Annotated in this window: 19 protein-coding genes and 1 pseudogene; 7 read left to right on the top strand and 13 right to left on the bottom strand. The window is 71.8% G+C overall.

The genetic code is table 11. The features are described 5' to 3' along the window. Nucleotides 1-51 precede the first annotated feature (51 nt). The gene (locus ACWF79_RS05805; protein ID WP_453726784.1) at nt 52-2,322 is read right to left on the bottom strand and encodes an MMPL family transporter; all 2,271 of its coding nucleotides are present in this window, start codon (nt 2,320-2,322) and stop codon (nt 52-54) included. Nucleotides 2,323-2,497: 175 nt separating this feature from the next. On the opposite strand from ACWF79_RS05805, the gene ACWF79_RS05800 reads away from it, so the two are divergent. Continuing rightward, on the top strand, nt 2,498-3,670 hold the full coding sequence (locus ACWF79_RS05800; protein WP_453726783.1) for a sensor histidine kinase: 1,173 nt from the start codon (nt 2,498-2,500) through the stop codon (nt 3,668-3,670). After that, nucleotides 3,645-4,307: a response regulator gene (locus tag ACWF79_RS05795; RefSeq protein ID WP_453726782.1), complete on the top strand. Its 663-nt coding sequence runs from the start codon at nt 3,645-3,647 to the stop codon at nt 4,305-4,307. The genes ACWF79_RS05800 and ACWF79_RS05795 overlap by 26 nt, the downstream gene beginning before the upstream one ends. Before the next feature lie 45 nt (nt 4,308-4,352). Here ACWF79_RS05795 and ACWF79_RS05790 read toward each other — a convergent pair whose 3' ends face one another. The 3 genes from ACWF79_RS05790 to ACWF79_RS05780 all read right to left on the bottom strand — a co-directional run bounded on the left by ACWF79_RS05790 (nt 4,353) and on the right by ACWF79_RS05780 (nt 7,184). Further along, nucleotides 4,353-4,580 carry an Orn/Lys/Arg family decarboxylase gene (locus ACWF79_RS05790; protein ID WP_453726781.1) on the bottom strand — a complete coding sequence of 76 codons (228 nt, stop codon included), beginning with the start codon at nt 4,578-4,580 and terminating at the stop codon, nt 4,353-4,355. A gap of 276 nt (nt 4,581-4,856) precedes the next feature. Continuing rightward, nucleotides 4,857-6,290 carry a tannase/feruloyl esterase family alpha/beta hydrolase gene (locus tag ACWF79_RS05785; RefSeq protein ID WP_453726780.1) on the bottom strand — a complete coding sequence of 478 codons (1,434 nt, stop codon included), beginning with the start codon at nt 6,288-6,290 and terminating at the stop codon, nt 4,857-4,859. A gap of 213 nt (nt 6,291-6,503) precedes the next feature. Continuing rightward, nucleotides 6,504-7,184 (bottom strand): YoaK family protein, encoded by a 681-nt coding sequence (locus ACWF79_RS05780; RefSeq protein ID WP_453726779.1) that lies wholly within the window; start codon nt 7,182-7,184, stop codon nt 6,504-6,506. Nucleotides 7,185-7,391: 207 nt separating this feature from the next. On the opposite strand from ACWF79_RS05780, the gene ACWF79_RS05775 reads away from it, so the two are divergent. Continuing rightward, nucleotides 7,392-7,700 carry a SpoIIE family protein phosphatase gene (locus ACWF79_RS05775; RefSeq protein WP_453726778.1) on the top strand — a complete coding sequence of 103 codons (309 nt, stop codon included), beginning with the start codon at nt 7,392-7,394 and terminating at the stop codon, nt 7,698-7,700. An 86-nt stretch (nt 7,701-7,786) separates the two neighbouring features. Here the strand turns inward: ACWF79_RS05775 and ACWF79_RS05770 are convergent, their stop codons facing one another. Beyond that, entirely contained in the window at nt 7,787-8,371 is a 585-nt protein-coding gene (locus tag ACWF79_RS05770) for a hypothetical protein (RefSeq protein ID WP_453726777.1), read from the bottom strand. 248 nt (nt 8,372-8,619) lie between these two features. Then, entirely contained in the window at nt 8,620-9,285 is a 666-nt protein-coding gene (locus ACWF79_RS05765; RefSeq protein ID WP_453726776.1) for a lysophospholipid acyltransferase family protein, read from the bottom strand. 229 nt (nt 9,286-9,514) lie between these two features. Here ACWF79_RS05765 and ACWF79_RS05760 point away from each other — a divergent pair, with 229 nt between their 5' ends. Beyond that, on the top strand, nt 9,515-10,372 hold the full coding sequence (locus ACWF79_RS05760; protein WP_453726775.1) for an aldo/keto reductase: 858 nt from the start codon (nt 9,515-9,517) through the stop codon (nt 10,370-10,372). Nucleotides 10,373-10,454: 82 nt separating this feature from the next. Here ACWF79_RS05760 and ACWF79_RS05755 read toward each other — a convergent pair whose 3' ends face one another. Beyond that, a complete protein-coding gene (locus ACWF79_RS05755) occupies nt 10,455-10,799 on the bottom strand; it encodes a phosphatase PAP2 family protein (RefSeq protein ID WP_453726774.1) in 345 nt (114 codons plus the stop codon). 243 nt (nt 10,800-11,042) lie between these two features. Next, complete coding sequence (locus ACWF79_RS05750; RefSeq protein WP_453726901.1) at nt 11,043-12,089, bottom strand: YihY/virulence factor BrkB family protein; 1,047 nt, start codon at nt 12,087-12,089, stop codon at nt 11,043-11,045. A 355-nt stretch (nt 12,090-12,444) separates the two neighbouring features. Between ACWF79_RS05750 and ACWF79_RS05745 the strand changes: the two genes are divergently transcribed. Next, complete coding sequence (locus ACWF79_RS05745; RefSeq protein WP_453726773.1) at nt 12,445-13,680, top strand: PP2C family protein-serine/threonine phosphatase; 1,236 nt, start codon at nt 12,445-12,447, stop codon at nt 13,678-13,680. A 91-nt stretch (nt 13,681-13,771) separates the two neighbouring features. Here ACWF79_RS05745 and ACWF79_RS05740 read toward each other — a convergent pair whose 3' ends face one another. The 5 genes and pseudogenes from ACWF79_RS05740 to ACWF79_RS05720 form a co-directional block, all read right to left on the bottom strand. Further along, on the bottom strand, nt 13,772-14,395 hold the full coding sequence (locus ACWF79_RS05740) for an immunity 21 family protein (protein WP_453726772.1): 624 nt from the start codon (nt 14,393-14,395) through the stop codon (nt 13,772-13,774). Between the two features lie 233 nt (nt 14,396-14,628). After that, nucleotides 14,629-14,817 (bottom strand): annotated as a pseudogene (locus tag ACWF79_RS05735) (arginine deiminase family protein); the annotation flags it as partial. A gap of 172 nt (nt 14,818-14,989) precedes the next feature. Then, entirely contained in the window at nt 14,990-17,278 is a 2,289-nt protein-coding gene (locus tag ACWF79_RS05730) for an ABC transporter permease (protein ID WP_453726771.1), read from the bottom strand. A 3-nt stretch (nt 17,279-17,281) separates the two neighbouring features. Beyond that, nucleotides 17,282-18,037 carry an ABC transporter ATP-binding protein gene (locus ACWF79_RS05725; RefSeq protein ID WP_453726770.1) on the bottom strand — a complete coding sequence of 252 codons (756 nt, stop codon included), beginning with the start codon at nt 18,035-18,037 and terminating at the stop codon, nt 17,282-17,284. Beyond that, nucleotides 18,034-18,549, bottom strand: coding sequence for a PadR family transcriptional regulator (locus ACWF79_RS05720; RefSeq protein WP_453726769.1), 516 nt, complete (start codon nt 18,547-18,549; stop codon nt 18,034-18,036). Before ACWF79_RS05720 ends, ACWF79_RS05725 begins: the two co-directional genes overlap by 4 nt. A gap of 123 nt (nt 18,550-18,672) precedes the next feature. Here ACWF79_RS05720 and ACWF79_RS05715 point away from each other — a divergent pair, with 123 nt between their 5' ends. Continuing rightward, complete coding sequence (locus tag ACWF79_RS05715) at nt 18,673-19,947, top strand: ABC transporter substrate-binding protein (RefSeq protein ID WP_453726768.1); 1,275 nt, start codon at nt 18,673-18,675, stop codon at nt 19,945-19,947. A 231-nt stretch (nt 19,948-20,178) separates the two neighbouring features. Continuing rightward, nucleotides 20,179-21,828, top strand: a complete 1,650-nt coding sequence (locus ACWF79_RS05710) for a glycoside hydrolase family 13 protein (RefSeq protein WP_453726767.1) — start codon at nt 20,179-20,181, stop codon at nt 21,826-21,828.

The following is a 21,828-nucleotide window of genomic DNA, read 5'->3' as shown; positions in this document are numbered from 1 at the left end:
CCTAGGTGACGCGCTGAGGGGCCGGGCGCCAAGGGCGGGCAGGAGTTTGGGTCAACGGTCGACCAGTCGTGGTCGCGGGGCTTCACCCGTGGATTCCGTGTCGGTGTCGTCGGTGTCGACCGGGCCGCGGGGAAGTATCCGGTCCAGCCACTTCGGCAGCCACCAGTTGGTCCGGCCGAGGAGTGTCATGGTCGCCGGTACCAGCACCATGCGTACGACCGTCGCGTCGATGAAGATCGCGGTGGCCAGGCCGAGTCCGAACATCTTGGCGGAGGCGTCGTCGGCGACGGCGAAGGACAGGAAGACCGCCACCATGATGAGGGCGGCCGAGGTGATGATACGGGCGGTGCGCGAGATGCCCTCGACGATCGCCGTGCCGTTGTCGCCGGTGCGCAGGTACTCCTCGCGTACGCGGGAGAGCAGGAACACCTCGTAGTCCATGGACAGGCCGAACAGGATGGCGAAGAGGAACATCGGGATGAACGACACGATCGGAACTGTCGCTTCCAGCCCGATGAGCGCGCCTCCCCAGCCCCACTGGAAGACCGCGACCATGATGCCGTAGGCCGCGCCGATGCTCAGCAGGTTCAGGAGTACCGCCTTGAGCGGTACGAGTATCGAGCGGAAGACCAGCATCAGCAGCAGGAACGACATCGCCAGCACGGCGGCGACGAACACCGGCAGGCGCCGGCTGGTGCGTTGGCCCACGTCGGACAGGCTCGCGGCGGCGCCGCCGACGTGGGCCCTGGCCGGGCCGTGCCCGATCGCCGTGGGCAGCACGTCGGCGCGCAGCCGGGCGATGGTGGCGGCCGTGGCCTTGTCCTGGGGGCTGGTGGTCGGGAACACCACGAGGGTCGCGATGCCGGTGGCCCGATCGATGTGCGCCGGTGCGACGGATGCGATGCCCGGGTCCGCCGCGACCGTGGTGACGAGACGGTCCACCACTCCCCGATCGCCGGAGGGGTCCGCGGCGATGACGAGGGGACCGTTGATGCCCGGGCCGAACCCCTCGGCGACGAGGTCGTAGGCGCGGCGCTCGGTACGGCTCTGCGGCAGTGAGCCGTCGTCGGGAAGGCCGACGCGCAGGCCGAGCACGGGCAGCGTCGCCGTCAGCAGCAGCCCTGCCGCGCCGACCGCGTACGGCACCGGGTGCCGGCCGACGTGGCCGATCCAGCGGCGCCACCCGGGGGCGGAGACGGCGCCTGCCGCCGGGGCGCGCCGCCGGTCGATTCGGCCCGGCCGCCTGGCCCGAAGGGCCCGGACGATCCGGCCGGCCCGGGCCAGGCGCGGGCCCGCCGCGCCGAGGAAGGCCGGCAGCAGCGTCACCGACGCGAGCACCATCGTCAGGACGACGATCGAGACGGCAACCCCGCCCACCGTCATGAACGGCACGTTCGCGACCGCCATGCCGAGGATCGACACGACGACGGTGCCGCCGGCGAAGACCACCGGCCGCCCCGCCGTGGCCACCGCCCGTCCGGCCGCCGTCTGTGGATCGAGTCCGCACGCGAGGTACTCCCGGTGTCTGGCGAGCACGAACAGCGCGTAGTCGATGCCCACTCCGAGCCCGACCATGCTGCCCAGGACCGGTGCGAAGGTGGGGACCTCGGTCACCCCCGCCAGTACCGTCATCGTGGCGACCCCGACGGTCAGCCCGAAGACCGCCATGCCGATCGGCAGCGCGGCGGCGACGAGCGAACCGAACGCCAGGAACAGGATCGCGGCCGCGGCGAGGAGGCCGATCAACTCGCTCGCGCCGCCGTTGGGGTCGGAGAAGGCGTAGAAGAGGCTCCCGCCCATCTCGATCCGCAACGGCACCTCGGTGCGCAGCCGGTCGCCGAGATCGACGAGGGCGTCGAGGTCCTCGGCCGACAGCCTGCTCTGGTCGGGGTACTGCACCCGGACGACCGCGATCCGCCCGTCGGCCGAAACGAGGCCGCCGCGCACGGCGGTGTCCCCGCCCGTGTCGAGCGCCCCTGCCGGGTCGCTCGTGCCGAGCACGTGCGGCAGCCGCTCCACCTCGGCCCGCAGCCGCGTGAGAGCGGTGCGCGCGCGGTCGTCGTCGAAGAACGTCGCACCGTCGTCGAGGGGGGTGACGACGACTTGGGCGGTCATCCCCTCCTGGCCGGTGCCTGCACGCTCGATCAGTTCCGCGGCCCGCTGGGAGTCCAGCCCCGGAGCGGTCATCGTGTCCGCGGTACGCCCGCCGAAGGCGACGGCGGCGAGGACGGCGAGCGTGGCGGCGATCAGCCATGCCGTGATCACCCGCCAGGGATGGCGGGCGGCGCTTGCGCCCAGGCGCAACAGGGCTTTCGAGAGCATCGGGTCCTCCAACCACCTCGGCGGCCGTCCTAGTACGGCCGCCGATGTCGAGGCTCGTCGCCACGGCGCTCCGCGGCATCGGCCCGCGGGCCGCGGATCCGTCGGCCCCGGGGCGGAGTGACGACCCGTCCTTTCGGCCGATGCGCGGCACGCCGCGGTCCCTAGGCTGAGAACCGTGCTCCGAGACGACCTGCGAACCCTGTGGACCGAACCCCGGCCGCCCGACGCGCCCGCCCGGGTGTGGCGGGACTGGGCGCTGCTCGCCGTGGGCCTTGCCGGTGTGGCGCTGGAGGCCACCCTGCGGGAGAACGTCGTGTGGCGGCCGGTGGCGGTGGTGTTCGCCGTATGGCTGTGCCTGCTGCTGCTGTGGCGCCGGACCCGCCCGCTGGCGATGGTGACGCCGGCGTTCGGCTCGGTGAGTCTGCTTGAGGTGGCCTCACTCGTCGCCGCACCGCGCGAGCCCGTCGGCCTGTACACCGGCGCGGTCGTGCTCGTGCTGGTGTACGCGCTGCCGCGGTGGGGATCCGGACGCGAGATCGTGCTGGGCGGCGCGGTGATCATCGCGGTCGGCGCGCTGTGTGTCGTCACGGACGAGACCCCGGTCGTCGAAAAGGTCGTGGGCTTCGTCTTCCTGCTGCTGCCCGGCGTGGTCGGGGCTGCCGTGCGGTTCCGGGTGACCGCTCGCGAGCGGCAGTTGGAGCAGGTGCGCTCCCGCGAGCGCGAGCAGCTCGCCCGGGAACTGCACGACACGGTGGCCCACCACGTGTCGGCCATGGTGATCATCGCCCAGGCGGGCCGGGTGCTCGCGGGCACCGACCCGTCCGCCGCCGTCGAGGCGCTGGAGGGGGTCGAGGAGGAAGGGGCGCGCACCCTGGAGGAAATGCGCGCCATGGTCGCCGCGCTGCGCGACCGGGGGGTCGGCGCCGAGCTGGCGCCCCCTGCCGGAGTCGCGGATCTGGAGCGCCTGGTGCGCACTCCGGGTGGTCGCCTCAGGGTCGACCTGGGGCTCGACGGCGAACTGGACGCGCTGCCCCCGGCCGTGGACGCGGCCGTCTACCGGATCGTGCAGGAGTCGGTGACCAACGCGCTGCGCCATGCGGTCGACGCGACCGAGCTCGTCGTGCGGGTCGCCGCGGAACGGCACACGGTACGGGTGAGCGTGCGCGACAACGGCCGGCGCACCGGCCGGGGGCGCGACGGATACGGACTTACCGGACTGCGCGAGCGCGCGACCCTGCTGGGCGGCACACTACGAGCCGGCCCGGGTACCGACCGGGGCTGGCATGTCGAAGCCGAACTGCCGAGAGCGAGGAGCGAGAGCGGTGTCCATTCGCGTCCTCGTCGCTGACGACCAGACGATCATCCGCACCGGGTTGCGGATCATGCTGAACGCGCAGCCCGGCATCGAGGTGGTCGGCGAGGCCGCCGACGGGCGGGAAGCGGTACGTCTGGCCCGCGAACTACGCCCCGACGTCTGCCTGTTCGACATCCGCATGCCCGTACTCGACGGGCTCGAGGCCACCCGGCTGGTCGCCGGCCCGGGCGTCGCCGACCCGCTGGCCGTGGTCGTCATCACCACGTTCGACCTCGACGAGTACGTCTACGGCTCACTGCGCGCCGGCGCCCGCGGCTTCCTCCTGAAGGACACGGGACCGGACCTCCTGGCGCAGGCCGTACGGTCGGCGTCCGACGGTGAGGCGCTCATCGCGCCCAGCGTCACCGTCCGTCTGCTCCAGACATTCGCGGACCTGCCCGCCGGCCGGCCCTTGGCCCAGCCGGTCTCCCCCGTCACCGCCCGCGAGGAGCAGGTGCTCCTCGCCGTCGCTCGCGGGCTGACCAACACCGAGATCGCCGATGCACTGCACATCAGCCTCAGCACGGTGAAGACGCACCTCGCCAGCCTGATGGCCAAACTCGGCGCCCGCAACCGGGTCGAGATCGCGATGTGGGCCTACGAAACGCGCCGTATCCTCCCCGGAACCTGAGCCGGGTGCCGGGCATGCGGCGAGGTCGGGAGCTGTTCGGCCCGTTCACGGGCGACCGCCCGTGACCACACGGAAATGGGAGACGAGCGGGTCGACGGCGCCGCGTACGTGCCCGTTCGGGGCTGCCGCGGTGAGCTGCAGGAAGCGCACCGTCTGGCTGGTGATGACCTCGCCGGGCAGCACGTTGGGAATGCCGGGCGGGTACGCGGCCAGGGTGTCCGCCGACACCCGGCCCACGGCCTCGGCGGCGGGCACGACCCGGCCGGGGCTCATGAACGCCTCACGCGGGGTCAGAACGGCCTCGCCGGGGGCCGGGAGATCAGCGTCGCAGCCCTGCGCTCCACGGCCGCGCCCAGCGTGCAGGAGCTGATCGCCTCCCTGCAGCGCCAGGCGGCCCGCGTCACGGCCGACTGGGACCGGGACCCCCTGGGCTGAGTGCTGCGGCACGGTGGCGTCGCGACGCCGCGCGGTCGTGCATTCGGACGGATTCACGACATCGGCTTACGGCCCGTGTGGGGCGAAGCAACTTGCCCGATTCGGGGCCGTCCCCTATCCGCCGAGGGAACAGTGGTTCACGAGTGCCGTCGCGTCGGCTCCGGTGGGTAGCGCGACGGTCTTCGAGGCCGGCGGGCGGGTGCCCGTGGAGAGCCACTTCTCGAGGGCGGTGAGGCCGCTGCGGTGGCAGGGGGCGAGAGGCCGGAGTCTGTCCGGGAAGGTGTCGAACAGCGAGTCGGTGTGGGTGCCGCCCTCGATGCGGTAGTAGCGGTGCAGGTACCCGCGGCCGCTCTCGCGCACCATGCGGGCGTAGACGTCGGAGTCCTGGCCGATGGGAAGCAGGACGTCCAGGGTGCCGTGGACGGTGATCAGAGGCTTGCCGATCCGGCCGGTGAGGGCGATCTTCCGCACGGCCTGCCGGACTTCGGCGGGCCGTGTCGCGTAGTCGTAGTCGCTGTCGCAGGCGGGCGTGCCCGGCGCGCAGAACGGCGTACCGGCTTCCGTCTCGCCGTCGAAGCCGGGGTCGAGCTCCTCACGGTAGATGCGCTGGGTCAGATCCCAGTAGACCTTGTGGTGGTAGGGCCACAGGAACTCCGACCCGGCCGGATAGCCGGCGGAGTGGAGGGCCTGCTGCGCCTCCCGGGCGCCTTCGCCGCCCGCGGCGTACACGGGGTAGGCGCGCAGCGCCTTCGGCAGGAACTCCAGCAGGGTGGGGCCGGCAGCGCTCCACAGCGTGCCTTCCCAGTCGACGCCCCCGTCGTAGACCTCCGGGTGGTTCTCCAGTTGCCAGCGCACCAGGTAGCCGCCGTTCGACATACCGGTCACCAGGGTGCGCGAGGGGGGACGGTGGTAGCGCTGCGCCACCACGGCACGGGCCGCTCTGGTGAGCTGGGTGAGGCGGTCGTTCCACTCGGCGATCGCGTCGCCGGGAGCATTCCCGTCCCTGTAGAAGGAGAGACCGGTGTTGCCCTTGTCGGTGGCGGCGTAGGCGTAGCCGCGGGCCAGCACCCAGTCGGCGATGGCTCGATCGTTGGCGTACTGCTCCCGGTTGCCCGGGGTACCGGCGACGACGAGGCCGCCGTTCCACTGGTCGGGCATGCGTATGACGAACTGGGCGTCGTGGTTCCAGCCGTGGTTGGTGTTGGTGAGGGAGGTGTCGGGGAAGTACCCGTCGATCTGGACCCCTGGGACGCCGCTGGGCACGGGCAGGTCCTTGGGCGTCAGGCCGGCCCAGTCGGCGGGGTCGGTGTGCCCGGAGGCGACGGTGCCCGCTGTCGTCAGTTCGTCCAGACAGGCCGCCTGTTGGTGTGCGGCGCCCGGCACGCGCAGCTGCGTCGGCCGGGCGCAGTGGCCTCCAGGCTTCACGGGGGCGGAGGCAGGGGTGGCTGTGGCGGGAGCGGAGCTGAGGACGAGAGCGGCCAGAGCGAGGGCTGTTGCCGCTCCCCGTTGCCAGGAGCGTTGTGGTGCGGAGACGAGGGAGAGACGCATCGGTGTGCCTCCGAGATCGCGTACAGGGACCGCGGGAGGTTATGACGCCCCAGCTGTCTCGAAGAATGGGTCGGCCAACCACCGTTCGGAGCCTGCCCGTGGGTGGGGACACCACGTCGTCCCTCCCCGACAGCCACACAGCGGGCAGGCGCCATGGGATGGCCGCATCCTGCGCCCCCTCCCCGAAGCGCCGCCGTCGTCTCTCCGGAGTGCTCAGCTCCACCTGCGTGCGGCGAGGGCGACGGCGAGCAGCAGGGCCAGGACCGCGGCGAGAACCGCTTCGACCCCGGCGCGGGCGTGCAGGAGACCGCCGGTCAGAGCGCCTGCGGCGAGCATCATCACCGACACCGCTCTCCGTACCTTCGCGGGACCCGTAGGGTCTGCCGCGAGGCCCGTAAGGGTCCGGGTCATGACGGTGGTGGTCAGATCGGGCACGGCCAAGCGGTGGGCGACGGCGTTCTGGAGGCCCATGCCGCAGGCCAAGGGGACCAGTACGGCGTAGCGGCCCCAGGAAAACCCCTGGGCAGCGAGGGCGAGCGCGGCCAGGAGCCCTTGGACCGCGACCAGCGGCGCAAGCAGTCCTCCCGGATCCGTATCCCTGCGCCACCACCCGCCGGCGACCGCCCCGACCAGGAACCCCGCCAACGCTACGGCGGAGGCCAGGGCCGACAGTTGAGCGTCGCCGGACAGGGCGAACCCGAGGAAGACCACGTTGCCGGTCATGTTGGCCACGAACACGTGGCCGAGCCCCAGGAAGCTCGCCGCGTCGACGAGACCGCTGACGAAGGTCAGAACGAGCAGCAGCGGAGCGATCCGCGCGTAGCGATGACCTTCGGGAAACAGTCCTCGGGCCGCTGCCCCGCTCGTGCCACCGGCTGCTCGCACCCACTTCATCCCCTCAGTGGAGCAGGGGCCTCGTTGACCTGCGAACTCCCGGCAGCCAATCGTGGGAGCCTTCCGGGCTGACCTCGCTGTGCCCCGCGCTCAGCACTCCGCGAGGAACGCGTGGCCTCGGACGAGAGGCCCCTCCCTCGACTGGGTATGGATCAGCTCCGGTGATCAGTGGAGACAGACAGGGAACCTGTGAACAGTGAGGGCCCCATGCCCAGCGGCAGCACGGAGGTTCTGTCGCTGCCGGCCGGCCCGCCCGTCGGCACAGGGCTCGGCGGCTACGAATCGATCACCGTACGCATGGAACGCGGCACCGCCCTACTGCTCTGCACCGACGGGCTGGTGGAGCGGCGCGACACGGACATCGACGTCTGCGTGCAGGCGCTCGCGACACTGAGCCTGCCCACCGACGGCACTTTGGACGACATGCTCGACACCCTCCTGGCCCGCACGGCGAACGGCGCGTACGAGGACGACGTCGCGATCCTCGCCGCCCGGCTACGCGACGCCGATGAGTGACCGGCACCGCTCACGACGCCTCGCCACTTCCCGGCAGGCGGCGCAGGCGTTCTCTCGTTCCGGCAAGCAGCCAAGGGGACAACGAGTCAGGCCGCAGTGCCCTGAGGGGCGGTCATCCAGCGCCGCATCGCCTGCAGGCAGACGGTCGCGGCCACCACGAGACGGCGTTGCTCGCTTCCGGCTCGTCGGTCCAGTTCGACGCGGTACCGCTGAAGGCCGTCCAGCGAGCGCCAGGTCGAGACCGTCACCCGGCCCACCGCGTGGTCGAGACCGTCTCGTACGGACCAGGTCCTGCCCAGCACCGCATTGCGGGTGAGCTGCATGGAGGCGCTACCGGCTCGTACCTCGAGCAGTCGTGTGTGGCTGACCCGGCCGGGCGCGTGGGCCTCCCCGATCAGGTGCCCCTCGCCGTCGGTCAACCGGAAACGCGGCCGGGCAAGTGCCCCCTTGGAGACGAGGTCGACCCCCAGCAAGGGCCGGCGCCCGAGATCTTCGAGGGCGTACGCGAAGGCTCCGCGCTCATGAACATGCGCCAGGACCGTGCCGTCCTCGGCCGCCACGTGCATCACGGGACCGTGGTACCGGCGCAGGACCGGCCGCTTCGGCTCGGCAAGGATCAGCGCGCCGAGGGTGAACAGCTCTTGAGCCGGGCTCGCTTCGTCGCCGCTCATGCCCTGGCCCCCTCCCCCGTCGCATGGGCCCTCGCCCGAGTATGGCCGCTCGTGTCGGTGCCGAGTAGAGCCGTGCCCGCCTGAGATCTCTCTGCGTCGGACGCTCGAAGTCGACCCGCGCATGGTGGAGCGGCTCGGGCAAACTCCCATGGTCTGTCGGCCATGTGCACGCGGCGGGGGCCTCCGCGGCGCTCGGCGACGTACCGGGGCCGACATGTCCGAGCGTCCGCCGATCGTGGCGTCCTCCCTCAGGGCACTGGGTGTGGGCTGCTCGACGTGCGCCGGTGTGCGGCCGTGCGCCACGCGTGCGTCACGGACTGCCGAGCCACGTGGGTCGCCGAGGCCGTGTCCGCGGGCAGCATCGGTGGAGCCCCGATGTGGACGTGCAGGCGAGGTCTGCGCAACGGCGCGGTCAGCAGTCCGGCAAGCTGCTTGGTGGCGCCGCCCGAGGTGATACGACGGGCACCGGCCTGGCCGAGTGGGACCAGCGGTACTCCGGCGGCGGCCGCCAGTCGGGCCGGCCCGCTGCGGAAAGCCTGCGGTGGTGCGTCCGCGGAGTCCGGACGAGGCGGAATACAGCCTTCGCCGTACACGAGGACGTAGCGTCCGGCTCGCAGAGCGGCCTCTGCTCCGGTCAGGGCCTCGGCGGCCCGGGCGGTCCCGCGGCGCACGGGCACATATCCGTCGCGGGTCAGGGCGCGGCCGAGCAGCGGAACGCGCCAAAGTCCTGCCGCGCAGAGGACGACGGGCTCGATCCCCATACGGCGCAGGGCCGCGAGGACCACGAGAGGGTCGGCCAGGCTGCTGTGGTTGGCCACGATCACGGCGCCGCCCGCGGGCAGTCGTGGGAGGTCCGCCGTGACGGCCAGCCGACCGAGGACGGGAACGATTGCGGCGGCGAGGCGACTGAGCATGCGCGGGCCCTTCGTGACGGTCGCGGTGACTGCCCCATCGTCAGGTTGAGAGCCCGTCCCGGACCTGAGCCCCCGTACTCAATCGCACGCACGCCCCGGGCCGCGCGGCTGAGTACCGACGACCACGCCGGGCGCCGGAGAACGTGCGCGGCGGACCTGGCGGGCCGTCAGCGGGAGGAGCCCTCACGGGCTCCGCCCAGGTATCGTCGGGCCGATGAGGGGGAAACCGATGGCTTCGAGAACACCGAGCACGGCAAGCACGTTCTCCGTGGGAGGCGAGTACGAGGTGTCCCGGCTCGGGTTCGGCGCCATGCGGCTGCCGACAGGGCCCGGCCCTGAGCGGGCTGCCGCCAAGGCGGTGGCCCGGCGAGCTGTCGACCTGGGTGTCACCCTGATCGACACGGCCCACCTGTACGGATGGGGGGCCAACGAGGAACTCCTCGCCGAGGCCCTGTATCCGTACCCGGACGATCTGCTGCTCACCACCAAGGTCGGCGTCACCCAGTCCGGTCCGGAAGGGTGGGCGTACGATGCACGGCCGGAGAGTCTGCGCGAACAGGTCGAACAGGGCCTGCGGCGACTACGGACCGAGCGGATCGGTCTGCTCCAATTGCATCGGATCGACCCGAAGCTTCCGCTCGCCGAACAGGTCGGCGCGCTCCGCGAGCTCCAGCTCGAAGGAAAGATCGGGCACATCGGGCTCTCCGAAGTCACCCCTGAGCAGCTCGCCGAGGCCCGGCGGAGCGCCGAGATCGCAAGCGTGCAGAACCGCTACAACCTTCTTGACCGAGACTACGAACCCGTTCTGGAGATGTGCGAGGCCGAGGGCATCGCCTTCCTGCCCTGGCGTCCCGTCGCTGCGGAAACCGACGCGGATCAGGCGTCCGTACTCGCCGCCGTCGCCACGGAACTCGACGCCACCGTTCCTCAGGTCCTGCTCGCCTGGCTGCTGGCGCGTTCCCCCGTCGTCCTGCCGATCCCCGGAACCGCCTCGCTTGCCCATCTGGAGGAGAACCTCGCTGCGGCCGGCATCCGGCTGACCGCCTCGCAACGTCAGCGCCTCGACCGGACGGCCTCTCCTGCCTGACGGCCTCGTGCCGACGTGGACATGGTGGACGCTCTTGGTTGTACGCGGAAGCGGCGGCTGCGCGCCGGGAGTTCGCGGCGCCTCACCCGAGGTGACGCAGCAGCAGGCCCGGCGCGGCCCGCACCGCAGCGGCCGCACCCAGCCCGATGGCGGCTCCGGCTACGACGTCGGAGGGGTAGTGCGCGCCGCTGTGGACCCGCTCGATCGCCACCAGAACCGTGGGCACGGCACACGCGGCGCCCGCCCACGGCCACGTCGGAGCGACGGCGGCAGCGAACGCGACGGCCGCGGCTGTGTGCCCGGACGGGAAGGAGGAACTGTCCGGCCGGTCCTCGACGTCCTCGTGCGGGAACCATTCCTTCGGTGGGCGGCGGCGCTCGACGAGCTGCTTCGCGACCCCGTTGGAGAGACCCAGTGCCACCGTCATCCCCGCAACACCCGCCGCCGCGGCCCTGCGGCCCCTCCATCCGCCCCCGGCTGCCATGGCGGCAGCGGCAGCCCACCACAGCTTCGTGTGCTGGGCCGCATCCTCCACCGGCGGCAGCAGGCCACGCGCCCATGGGGATTTCCAGGACGCCATGCGCTTGGTCAGCCGGTTCTCGCAGGTACGCAAAGACGCCAGAAGCCTCATGGTCGGCAGCTTTCCCCGCACAGGCCGTTCGGGCCGTGATCAGTCCATCCGGCGGCGGTCTTCATCGCTCCACTTCCGCGTGTCGCGCGGCGGAACGTAGGGCTCCTCGTCCTTGGGGTGTCCGCCGGCGATCGCCCGCTGGCGGGCCATCTCCGCATCGAACTCCAGCCCGAGCAGCACGGCGATATTGGTGATCCACAACCACACCAGGAAGATGATCACCCCGGCGAGGGTGCCGTACGTCTTGTTGTAGGAGGCGAAGTTCGCGACGTAGAACGCGAAGCCGGCCGAGGCGATCATCCAGATCAGCAGCGCCAGGAAGCTGCCCGGGGTCACCCACCTGAACCCGCGTCCCTTGGCGTTCGGAGCGGCCCAGTACAGAAGCGCGATCATGATCGTGACCAGGAGGACCAGGACCGGCCACTTGGCGATCGACCACACGGTCAGCGCGGTGTCACCCACCCCTAGGGCGGTGCCCAGCTGCCGGGCCAGCTCACCGGTGAAGATCACGATCAGCGCGCTCGCGCAGGCCAGAATCATCAGCGTGACGGTCAGGCCCAGGCGCAGCGGCAGCACCTTCCAGGCCGGGCGGCCTTCGGGCATGTCGTAGACGGCGTTGGAGGTACGGATGAAGGCGGCCACGTATCCGGAGGCGGACCACACCGCGACAGCCAGGCCCACGATCGCCAGGATCGAGCCGATACCGGCATTGCCCTGCAACTGCTCCACCGCATTGGTGATCACATCACGCGCCGAGCCAGGGGCGAGCTTCTGGATGTTGTCCAGGACCTGTTTCGTCGCGGACTCCCCGGCGATACCCAGCAAGGAGACGAGGACCAGCAGCGCGGGGAACAGGGCCAGCACACCGTAGTAGGTCAGCGCCGCAGCCCGGTCGGCCAGCTCGTCCTCCTTGAACTCCTTGAAAGTGCCGCGAAGCACCGCCCGCCAGGACTGTTTGTTCAGCTCGGTGGGCTTGTCCGGTGCCTGGTCCTCCACCCGTTCGTCCGGACCCGCGCCGTTGTGCCGGTCCTCTTCGAAGCGGTCGTGGTCGTCTCCGCGCTCTGGCTTCGGTGAGATGGGTGCCATGGTTGGCGGCTTTCCACAGAGCCGCAGCCCATGCATCCGGCCGCGAGCTGGAGACGGAGCAAGCCGAGCAGGTAGCGAGGAGATACCGCCGATACCCCGGCGCCCGCCCACGATCGTGTCGCGCCGAGCGGCCGCGCGGGTGAGGCTGGAGGCAGGTGCACGACGACCAAGCTGCTTACTCATCGTAAGTAAATGTGACCCATGGTGACGGCAGCTGCCGTCTCCTCCGTCGTCACGACAACGACGACGGTCCCACGGCTCGCGACGCAGTGGGAGGCACGGCTGTTCCGGGAGGTGTTGCTACCCGCATCGGGAAGAGCCTCTTTGAGCGGTGGAAAGGCGGGTGTGAGGTTCCTTGGAACCGAGCATTGACTACAAGGCGTTGTTCGTGGCCACGCCCAGTCCGTATCTGGTGCTCGGCCGTGACCTGGTGATCGTCGACGTCAACGACGCGTACCTGCGCGCCACCGGTCGGAGCAGGTCGGACCTGGTGGGCCAGTACATTTTCGATGCCTTCCCGGACAATCCCGCGGACGCCACCGCGGACGGGGTGCGGAACCTGGGTGCCTCGCTGCACCGGGCACTGCAGTCGAGGGAGCCGGACACGATGGCGGTGCAGAAGTACGACATCCCCGTACCGTCGCGGCCCGGGGAGTTCGAGGAGCGGTGGTGGTCTCCGATCAACACCCCTGTGCTCGGGCCGGACGGTCAGGTGGCGTGGATCATTCACCGGGTGGAGGACGTGACCGAGTTCATCCGGTCCCGCCCCGACCGGGCGGCAGGCGGACTGCTGGGCCGGCGGGAGGTGATGGAGTCCGAGCTGTACGCGCGGGGGCGGGTGCTGCAGAGGTTGAACGAGGAGCTGCGCCAGGCTCATGCCCGGGAGCGGCAGGTCGCCGTCGCCTTGCAGGAGGCCATGCTGCACTCGCCCGACCTGGAGGGGCACGGGAATGTCGCGGTGCGCTACTTGCCCGCGGTCGGGTCGCTGAACGTGTGCGGCGACTGGTACGACGTCGTGGACCTGCCCGACGGCTCGTTCGGTGTCGCGGTCGGTGACGTCGTCGGTCACGGCCTGGAGGCCGCCGCCGTCATGGGTATGCTCCGCAGCGCGCTGAGCGCCGCCGTCCGGGCCCTGCACGAGCCGGCCAAGTCGCTGGAGGTCCTGGGTCTGTACGCCCGCTCGGTGGAAGGGGCGCTTGCCACCACCGCCGTCCAGGTCGTGATCGAGGCCGGCCATCAGCGGATCGCCTACAGCAGCGCCGGGCACCCTCCGCCCGTCCTGGTGCACCCCGATGGCACCTGCGACCTGCTGGATCAGGCCACCGATCCCCCACTGGGCGCCCGCCCCGAACACGCCGCCCGCCCCCAGGCGACCCTTCCCTACACCTCCGGTGACGTCCTGGTCCTGTACACGGACGGGCTCATCGAGCGCCGTGACGAGGACATCGACACCGGCTTGCACCGCCTCACCGACGCCCTCGGCCGCCACGCCCGCATGAGCCCCGACCGCGTCGCAGACGCCCTGCTGGCCGACCTCGGCGTGGCCGGCGGCACCCGAGACGACATCGCCCTGATCGTCGTACGCCTATGACGGCGCGCCGGGTGAACGGCCGGACAAGTCCTGGTTCGGTCCTGCCCCCAGCAGCGCTCGCTCGCTCATTCACTGACGGTTTGTCAGCACGTCAATTACTTCCGTGGAGTACTTCCGGAGAGCCTGCCGGCGTCATGGGCAGAAGTTGAACCAGACCCACCGAAGTCTCCTCGTTCGTCGAGGTATGGACGGCGCGGACTGTCCAGCGACCGGGCGGTATGGGGATGGGCGCCTGCTCCGGCAGTCCGCCGCCCTCGGGGTACTCGACGTCCAGCTCGTTCCCGGGGGTGACGGAGTCCATGAGCACCGCCGGCCCGTCCGTCTCCCAGACACCGCACTCTTCCCACTGGGTCGTGGGGTCGGCCAGGACGGCCCGGGCGGCGGCGAACAGATCGGCATCCGAGTTGGCTCCGAGCCAACGGACGAAGACTCGGTGTTCCGGCAGGTAGCAGGTGGAGGCGGGTTCATCCGCCAGGACAAGCCCTCGCAGGCCGTCGTCACCGACAGCGATCACTCCCGCCAGACCGTCCACTTCGCAGGCGCGGTCGTAGTCGTCCAGCACGTCCCCGTCGCCGATGACCAGCCCCCACTCCGTGCAACCACGCCATCCGTCCACTACGGAAACAGATATGGCGATCAGAGGGCCGCCCATCGACTCGACCCAGGTGAACGAAGGCTCGACCGAACTGGCTGCGGTGGATGAGGAGGTCTTCATGGCGCCAGTGTCTCCCTGGCCACTGACAAGGCGTCGTCGGGCTGCGAATGCGGCCGGGGCGCCTTCGTGCTGCCGGGCGTTGTTCCGTCCGGACGGCGCTCCGGGTCAGACATCGGCGCGCGACGGTCGCGACTGCTCCGGAGAGGGGCGAAGTCGGTGTGCGCGGCCTCAACAGCCTCCTACGCCTGCCGCCTTCGTGGTCGGCGAGCGCCCGGTAGAGGCGATGTGAGGGGTTAGAAGGTGATGGGTTCGCGGATGAGGGGGCAGGTCATGCAGTGGCCTCCGCCGCGGCCTCGGCCGAGTTCGGCGCCGACGATCTCGATGACCTCGACACCCGCTTTGCGGAGCAGGGTGTTGGGCCGCGCGTGCGCCGGGCAGCGTGGCGCGGCCGGCCTGCGTACACCGGGACGTGCTGAGACAGCGGCGCGAGCTCGCGTCCGCGTTCGAGCGCGCACGGATGTCGGAGCGGACGATCGGCGGCCTCGCTCCGCCCGTGCCCGGGGCGCACCGGCGGCAGCCCACGCTCGGCGCCGCCCGGTCAAGCTCGCACGGGAGGCCCCGTACTTGACCCCACGCTGTCGGAGTGACGACGCGTCAGGCGACCGCGCTCAGGTTGTCCGCGAGGCGGCGGTGGGCCGCTCGGGAGGCTGGGACGGCCGTGAGGGCGATCGCGCCGAGTACGGCGGCCGCGCAGGTGGCCACGAGGTGGCCGGCGGGTGGGGTTTGGGCGATGCCGGAGCCGATGCCGGTGGTGTGGGCCTCGTGGTCGATCAGCCAGTGGGCGAAGGGAACGCCGAGGGCCGTCGCGGCGAGGGCGGCGGCCAGGGCGGTGCAGCCGATGGCCGTCACGGTGACGGCGGTGATCTGGCGCGGGGAGAGCCCGATGGCCTTCAGGGCCAGCAGGTCGCGTTCGCCGTCGCGGATGGCGCCGCCGATCGCCGTGGAGAGTTCGGTCAGGCCGATCAGGGCGAGGACGGCGATCAGGCCGAAGACGACGCCACGCAGGGTGGAGAGCCGGTCGGCGGGGGTGGTGACCTCGTGGATGTCGAGGTGGCCCCGGGAGGCCGCGGCCAGTTCGGCGCGGACTGCGCGCGGGTCGGCGCCGGGCTCGAGGCGGAGTTGGTAGAGGGAGGGGCGCAGGGCGGGGTCGTTCTCGCGCAGGGTGTCGAGCGAGGTGGAGATGACCCGGCCGCCGTTCTCCGGTTCGATGCTGCGGCCGACGAGGTGCAGTACCTGCGGGTGGCCGCCGACCGTGACGCGGACCCAGTCGCCGACGTGTACGCCGAGCAGGTCGAGCAGGCCCTGACCGGCGACGGCCTCGTCGGGGCCGTGGGCGGCGCGGCCCTCGGCGATCGAGTACGGGTAGGGCTCGTCGCGGGTGCCGAGGCCGCGCAGTGCGATGGTGCCGGTCTGGCCGGGGACCAGGGCGGCGACCTCCAGGCCGGGGTGGGCGGCGGTGACCTTGTCGTGGGCCTCGAGGAGCGCGGCGGCCTCGCGGTCGGTGAGGGTCGTGTCGGGGCGGGCGGTGAGCGCGGCGGCGTGGCCGAGCTGTTCGGGGCGGCTGTCGAAGCGTTCGATGGTGGTCCAGGCGCCGAGCGCCACGGTGATCAGCAGCAGCGGCAGGGCGAGGCGGACGATGGCGGCCGGGGCGCGCCGTCCTCGGCCGAAGGCCCGGTGCCAGCCGAGGACCAGGGCGGCCGGCACCCGCAGACCGAGTGCGCCCCGAGCGGCCCGGGACAGTCCGCCGCGCGGGGCCACGGTGGGCGGGACGACGGGTACGGGCTCGACGCGCCCGGCCCGCCAGGCGGCGAGGCAGGTGGCCGCCCCGATGAACAGCACCACCGCGACGGGCACCGCGACCAGCGCCGCCGCATGACCCTGGAGCCCCTGCCAGACGCCGACGGCGTCGCCGAGCCGGCCGGGCAGGCGGTGGCCGAGGGTCTGGGCGGCCGCTGTGGCGAGGGCCGCGCCGGCCACGGCGAAGGCGAGGTGCTGGACGAGGAAGACGCGCACGACCTGGCCGGGTGTGAAGCCGATGGCCTTGAGGACGGAGATGTCCCGCAGGTGGCCGCGCACCCGGGTGCTGATGGCGCCGAAGACCGCGAGGGCGGCGGCGATCAGCGCGCCGAGCCCGAACATTCCGAGGACCTGTCCGAGGAGCCTGGTGTCGCCCTGGGCCTCGGCGCGGGCCTGCTGCCAGGTGGAGACGTCGGTGACGGCGCCGGCGCCGAGCGCGGTGACCGCGCGCTGGACGGTGTAGTCGGTGTCGTCCGGGTCGGCGAGGCGCAGGCCGACGACCTGGCCGCCGCCGCGGTCGTCGGGCACCGCGCGCGGCAGGGCCCAGACGGTGCCGGGCCGCTCGCCGGGGCGGTAGCGGGGCTCGGCGCTGTCGGCGACGCCGAGGACGGTCAGGGTGCGGCCGGTCGGCAGGGTCAGGCGATCGCCCGGTTCGGCCCAGAGCGCGCGGGCGAGTCCGGTTTCCAGGACGACGCCGTCGGGGACGGCGTCGTCGAGCCACCGGCCGGACGTCATCTGGGGCCGGCCGGTGCCGGGGGGCTCGGCAGTGGTGGCGCGTAGTTCCACGCCGGCGCGGGCGCCTCGGGAGGCGACGGTGGCGGCCGCGGTGCGGTAGGGGCCGGAGAGCTGCTCGACGCCGTCGAGGGTGGCGAGGGGGCCGGTGTCGGCGGTGGGGCCGATGTGGATCCATACGTGAGCGCCGCGCGACTGGGTGAAGACCCGTTGCCAGGGGTTGGTGGCGTAGCCGAAGAGCGCCGTGGCCAGCAGCAGCGAGGCGACGATGCCGGCGGTGGCGGCGACCATGAACAGTGCCTCGCCCCGGTGGGTGCGCAGATCGGCGTGCGCCCAGCGCAGCATGGCCCGCACCGGTCAGTCCTTCAGTTCCAGTACGCCGGCGATGCCGTGGCCGCGCGGCGGTGTGCCGCCCAGTTCCGCATCGTCGGCTATGCGGCCGTCGAAGAAGCTGATCACCCGGTCCGCGGCGCTGGCGAGCCGGGCGTCGTGGGTGACGAGCACGATGGTCTGGCCGCGCTGGTGGAAGCGGGTCAGCTGCCGCATCACCTCGCGGGTGCCCTTGCTGTCGAGGCTGCCGGCCGGTTCGTCGGCGAGCAGCAGCCGGGGTTGGTTGACGAGGGCGCGGGCGAGGGCGACGCGCTGCTGTTCGCCGCCGGAGAGCTCGCCGGGCATGCTGCGGGCCTTGCCGTCGAGGCCCAGCTCGGCGAGGAGCTCCTCGCGCTCGGCGCGGGCTCGCTTGGCGGAGGTGCCGGCCAGCAGGGCGGGCAGTTCGACGTTGTCGGCGACGGTGAGGTTGGAGACGAGGTTGAAGAACTGGAAGACGATGCCGATGCGGCGGCGCCGCTCCACCGCCCAGCGCGCCTCGGTCCAGCCGTCGGTGCTCTCGCCGTCCAGCCGGAGCGAGCCGCTGTCGGGACGCTGGAGGCCGCCGAGCAGGTGCAGCAGGGTGGACTTCCCGGCGCCGGAGGGGCCGGTGACGGCGACGAACTCGCCGCGGCGCACGGTCAGGTCGACGCCGCGCACGGCGTGTGCGGGCGCGCCCTCGCCGTGGTGGGTCTTGACGAGGCCCTCGGCGCGCAGCAGCGGCGCGGGTACGGCGGAGTCCGTCATCGCAGCTCCTCCAGTTCCTCCTGGCACCGCTCCAGCCAGTCGAGGTCGGCCTGCAGGTGCAGCATGGCGCCCTCGATCAGCAGGTGGGCTATGCGGTTGTCCCGGTCTTCGGTGGCGGCCAGCTTGGACAGGTTGCGCATGGTGGTGAGGTACTCGCGTCGCTGCTTGTTGATGAGGGCGATCTGGTCGGCGAGACCGGTGCGCGGGGCGAGGGCGAGCTTCATGAAGAACTCGTCCCGGACCCTCGGTTCGTCCGACGTCTCGTCGAACCAGGCGCGCAGTGCTTCCTGCCCGGCGTCGGTGAGGCGGTAGATCTTTTTGTTGGGGCGGCTCTCCTGGGCGATCTCCTCGCCCTCGATCAGCCCGGACTTCTCCAGCCGGCCGAGCGTCACGTAGATCTGGCCGACGTTGGTGGGAGGGTACGCGGCGCCCAGCAGTTGCTCAAGCTCCTGCTTGAGCTCGTAGCCGTGGGCCGGGCCCTTGGCCAGGAGGGCGAGGAGGGGAAGGCGCACCCGTGCTGTCCTCCCTTGGCGTGCTCCCGATGTGATGTGGGCTCTAGTATCGCCCATGCCTAACGGGTATACATGCCCTGTCGTCGGACGAAGGTGTACGGCGCGGTGCTCTGGGAGGAACCTATGCGGTGGATACGTGCCGCCGGTAGGGGTCTCCTGGCTCTCGCGGTCGTACTGACGGGTTACATGGCCTCGGGCACCCCGTCGGGCGGCGCGGAGCGCGAGGGCGGGCGCGGCCCCATGACGCTGGCGACGGCCGGTGATCTCACCGGCTATCTGGGCCGTGTCCTGGACGGCTGGAACCGCGCGCATCCGGCCGAGAAGGTCACCCTGGTCGAGCTGCCGGATTCGGCCGACGAGACCCGGGCCCAGATGATCACGGATCTGAGGTCGGGCGAGGGCAGGTTCGATCTGCTCAACATCGATGTCGCGTGGACGTCGGAGTTCGCCGCGGCCGGGTGGATCGCGCCGCTGGAGCGCGGCCGGTTCCCCTTGGAGAGTTTCCTGCCGCCCGTGGTGGACACCGCGACGTACGACGGGCGGCTCCATGCCGTTCCGTACGTGACGAATGCCGGGATGCTCTTCTACCGCAAGGACGTGCTCGACCGCGAGGGGCAGCGCCCGCCGCGGACCTGGGCGGAGCTGGAGCGGCAGGCCCGCACCATCGCCCCGAAGTACGGACTCGGCGGCTACGCGGGCCAGTTCCTGCCGTACGAGGGGCTGACGGTCAACGCCGCCGAGGCGGTGTACTCGGCGGGCGGGTCGGTCCTCGGCGACGAGGGCGAGCGGGTGACGGTCGACTCGGCGGCCGCGCGCGAAGGGCTGGGGTTCCTCTCCCGTGGTGTGCGGGACGGCTGGATCCCGAGGGAGGCCCTGACGTACAAGGAGGAGGAGTCCCGGCAGGCGTTCCAGGACGGCCGGCTGCTCTTCCTGCGTAACTGGCCGTACGCGTACGCCGGCGCGTCCGGCGCGCAGTCGAGGGTCGCGGGGAAGTTCGGCGCGGTGCCGCTGCCGGGCCCGCGGGGGCCGGGCGCGAGTGTGCTGGGCGGCTCGAATCTGGCCGTGAGCAGCCATGCCCGGCACCCCGAGTCGGCGCGTGACCTGATCGCGTACCTCACCAGCGAACAGGTGCAGCGCCGCGTCCTGAGCGAGGGCGCCCTGCCGCCGGTGCGGGCCGCGCTGTACGGGGATCCGGCGCTGGTGGCGCGCTTCCCTTATCTGCCCGCGCTGCGGGCGAGCGTGCTGGCGGCCGCGCCGCGTCCCAAGAGCCCGCACTACGAGCAGGTGAGCCTGGCGGTGCAGGCCGTGGCGCATGACGCGATGGCGCAGCACCAGACGCCCGAGGCGGCGGTGCGCCGGCTCGCGGAGGAGCTCGCGGCCATCGCCCGCCGTCGCTGACGTCTCCGTCACAGCCCCCTTCATCAAGCTTCCTACCTACCTGTTAGGTACCAGCATGCGGACCGGCGCTCGCCGGGTGCAACCGCAAAGCGGGACAAATCATCCCAACCAACTCTGATTTTTGGCATCTTCGTTGACACCCTCTCGTCGTGCCTACTTAACATGCATGCATAACCGCTACCCGCTTTGGGTGGCGCGCACCCTTCACGCAGAAATACAGGTCAACGGGTGATGCACACAGCCCCGAGCCGCCGTCACTGGTGGCGCGACGCGGTGATCTACCAGGTGTACGTCCGCAGCTTCCTCGACAGCACCGGCGACGGGATCGGCGACCTCGCCGGTGTCCGGGCCGGCCTGCCGTACCTCAAGAAGCTCGGGGTCGACGGCATCTGGCTGAGCCCCTTCTACCCCTCGCCGCAGCACGACCACGGGTACGACGTCGCCGACTACTGCGACGTCGACCCCGTCTTCGGCGACCTCGCCGAATTCGGCCTGCTGGTCGCCGACGCCCACCGGCTGGGCATCAAGGTGCTGCTGGACATCGTCCCCAACCACTGCTCCAGCGAGCACGCCTGGTTCCGCGAGGCCCTGGCCGGCGCCCCCGGCAGCGAGGCCCGCGCCCGCTTCCACTTCGCCGAGGGCCGCGGCCCGGACGGCGACGCGCCGCCCAACAACTGGCACGCCATGTTCGGCGGCCCCGCCTGGAGCCGGGTCACCGAGCCGGACGGCACGCCCGGCCAGTGGTACCTGCACATGTTCACCCCCGAGCAGCCGGACCTGAACTGGCGCAACCCCGAGGTCGGCGCCCACTTCGACCACGCCCTGCGCTTCTGGCTGGACCGGGGCGTCGACGGCTTCCGTATCGACGTGGCGGCCGGACTGTTCAAACACCCCGACCTGCCGGACTCCCCCGACCCGGAGGCCGACGCCCGTACCCGCGACTCCGTCAACCCGCTCGCCTGGAACCAGCCCGAGGTGCACGACGTATGGCGCCACTGGCGGTCGGTGTGCGAGGAGTACACGGCTCGCGACGGCCGCGAACGGCTCCTGGTCGGCGAGGTGTCGGTGCCCACCGCCCGTGAGCACGCGCGCTACGTCCGCCCCGACGAACTGCACCAGGCGTTCTTCTTCGACCTGCTGGGCGCGCCCTGGGACGCCGACGCCTTCCGCAAGGTGATCGACGAGGCGATGCGCGACATCGCGGGCACCGGCTCCACCGTCACCTGGGTGCTCAACAACCACGACCAGGTGCGCACGGTCACCCGGTACGGCGAGTCCGGCACCGAAGGCAGCGGGCTCGGGGTCGCCCGGGCGCGCGCCGCCGCCCTGCTGATGCTGGCGCTGCCCGGCGCCGCGTACATCTACCAGGGCGAGGAGCTGGGCCTGCCGGAGGTCGTGGACCTGCCCGACGAGGTCCTCACCGACCCGATCTTCCGGCGCACCGGCAGCCGGGCCCGGATCCGCGACGGCTGCCGCGTGCCGCTGCCGTGGTCGGGGCACGCCTCCCCGTTCGGCTTCAGCACGGGGGCGGAGAGCGCCAAGCCGTGGCTGCCGCAGCCCGGCTGGTTCGCCGAGCACGCCACCGACCGGGCGCTGACCGACACCCGCTCGTTCTGGCACCTGTACCGCGAAGGTCTGCAACTGCGGCACGGGCTGCCGCAGTTGGGCGAGGGCACCTTGCGCTGGCTCGACGCGCCGCCCGGCGTCCTGGCCTTCCTGCGCGGCGACGGACTCGTCTGCGCCGTGAACTTCACCGCCGCGCCGGTGCCCGCACCGGTCGCCGGCGCCCCCCTGCTGTCCAGCGGCCCCTGCCCGGCCGGCGTACTGCCCGGATCCACCGCCGCCTGGTGGATCAGTGACCACACCACCTCGGAGGTTTGA

The sequence above is a fragment of the Streptomyces sp. NPDC054975 genome, assembly GCF_053609105.1.
Note: the sequence above shows the minus strand (reverse complement) of the source record. Positions and strands in the feature narration are given on the sequence as shown.

Excerpts from the sequence above, each read along its gene's own strand:
- ACWF79_RS05805 (WP_453726784.1), bottom strand. The coding sequence starts at position 2,322 with ATGCTCTCGAAAGCCCTGTTGCGCCTGGGCGCAAGCGCCGCCCGCCAT.
- ACWF79_RS05790 (WP_453726781.1), bottom strand. The coding sequence starts at position 4,580 with ATGAGCCCCGGCCGGGTCGTGCCCGCCGCCGAGGCCGTGGGCCGGGTG.
- ACWF79_RS05785 (WP_453726780.1), bottom strand. The coding sequence starts at position 6,290 with ATGCGTCTCTCCCTCGTCTCCGCACCACAACGCTCCTGGCAACGGGGA.
- ACWF79_RS05780 (WP_453726779.1), bottom strand. The coding sequence starts at position 7,184 with ATGAAGTGGGTGCGAGCAGCCGGTGGCACGAGCGGGGCAGCGGCCCGA.
- ACWF79_RS05775 (WP_453726778.1), top strand. The coding sequence starts at position 7,392 with ATGCCCAGCGGCAGCACGGAGGTTCTGTCGCTGCCGGCCGGCCCGCCC.
- ACWF79_RS05770 (WP_453726777.1), bottom strand. The coding sequence starts at position 8,371 with ATGAGCGGCGACGAAGCGAGCCCGGCTCAAGAGCTGTTCACCCTCGGC.
- ACWF79_RS05765 (WP_453726776.1), bottom strand. The coding sequence starts at position 9,285 with ATGCTCAGTCGCCTCGCCGCCGCAATCGTTCCCGTCCTCGGTCGGCTG.
- ACWF79_RS05760 (WP_453726775.1), top strand. The coding sequence starts at position 9,515 with ATGGCTTCGAGAACACCGAGCACGGCAAGCACGTTCTCCGTGGGAGGC.
- ACWF79_RS05755 (WP_453726774.1), bottom strand. The coding sequence starts at position 10,799 with ATGACGGTGGCACTGGGTCTCTCCAACGGGGTCGCGAAGCAGCTCGTC.
- ACWF79_RS05750 (WP_453726901.1), bottom strand. The coding sequence starts at position 12,089 with ATGGCACCCATCTCACCGAAGCCAGAGCGCGGAGACGACCACGACCGC.
- ACWF79_RS05740 (WP_453726772.1), bottom strand. The coding sequence starts at position 14,395 with ATGAAGACCTCCTCATCCACCGCAGCCAGTTCGGTCGAGCCTTCGTTC.
- ACWF79_RS05725 (WP_453726770.1), bottom strand. The coding sequence starts at position 18,037 with ATGACGGACTCCGCCGTACCCGCGCCGCTGCTGCGCGCCGAGGGCCTC.
- ACWF79_RS05715 (WP_453726768.1), top strand. The coding sequence starts at position 18,673 with ATGCGGTGGATACGTGCCGCCGGTAGGGGTCTCCTGGCTCTCGCGGTC.
- ACWF79_RS05710 (WP_453726767.1), top strand. The coding sequence starts at position 20,179 with ATGCACACAGCCCCGAGCCGCCGTCACTGGTGGCGCGACGCGGTGATC.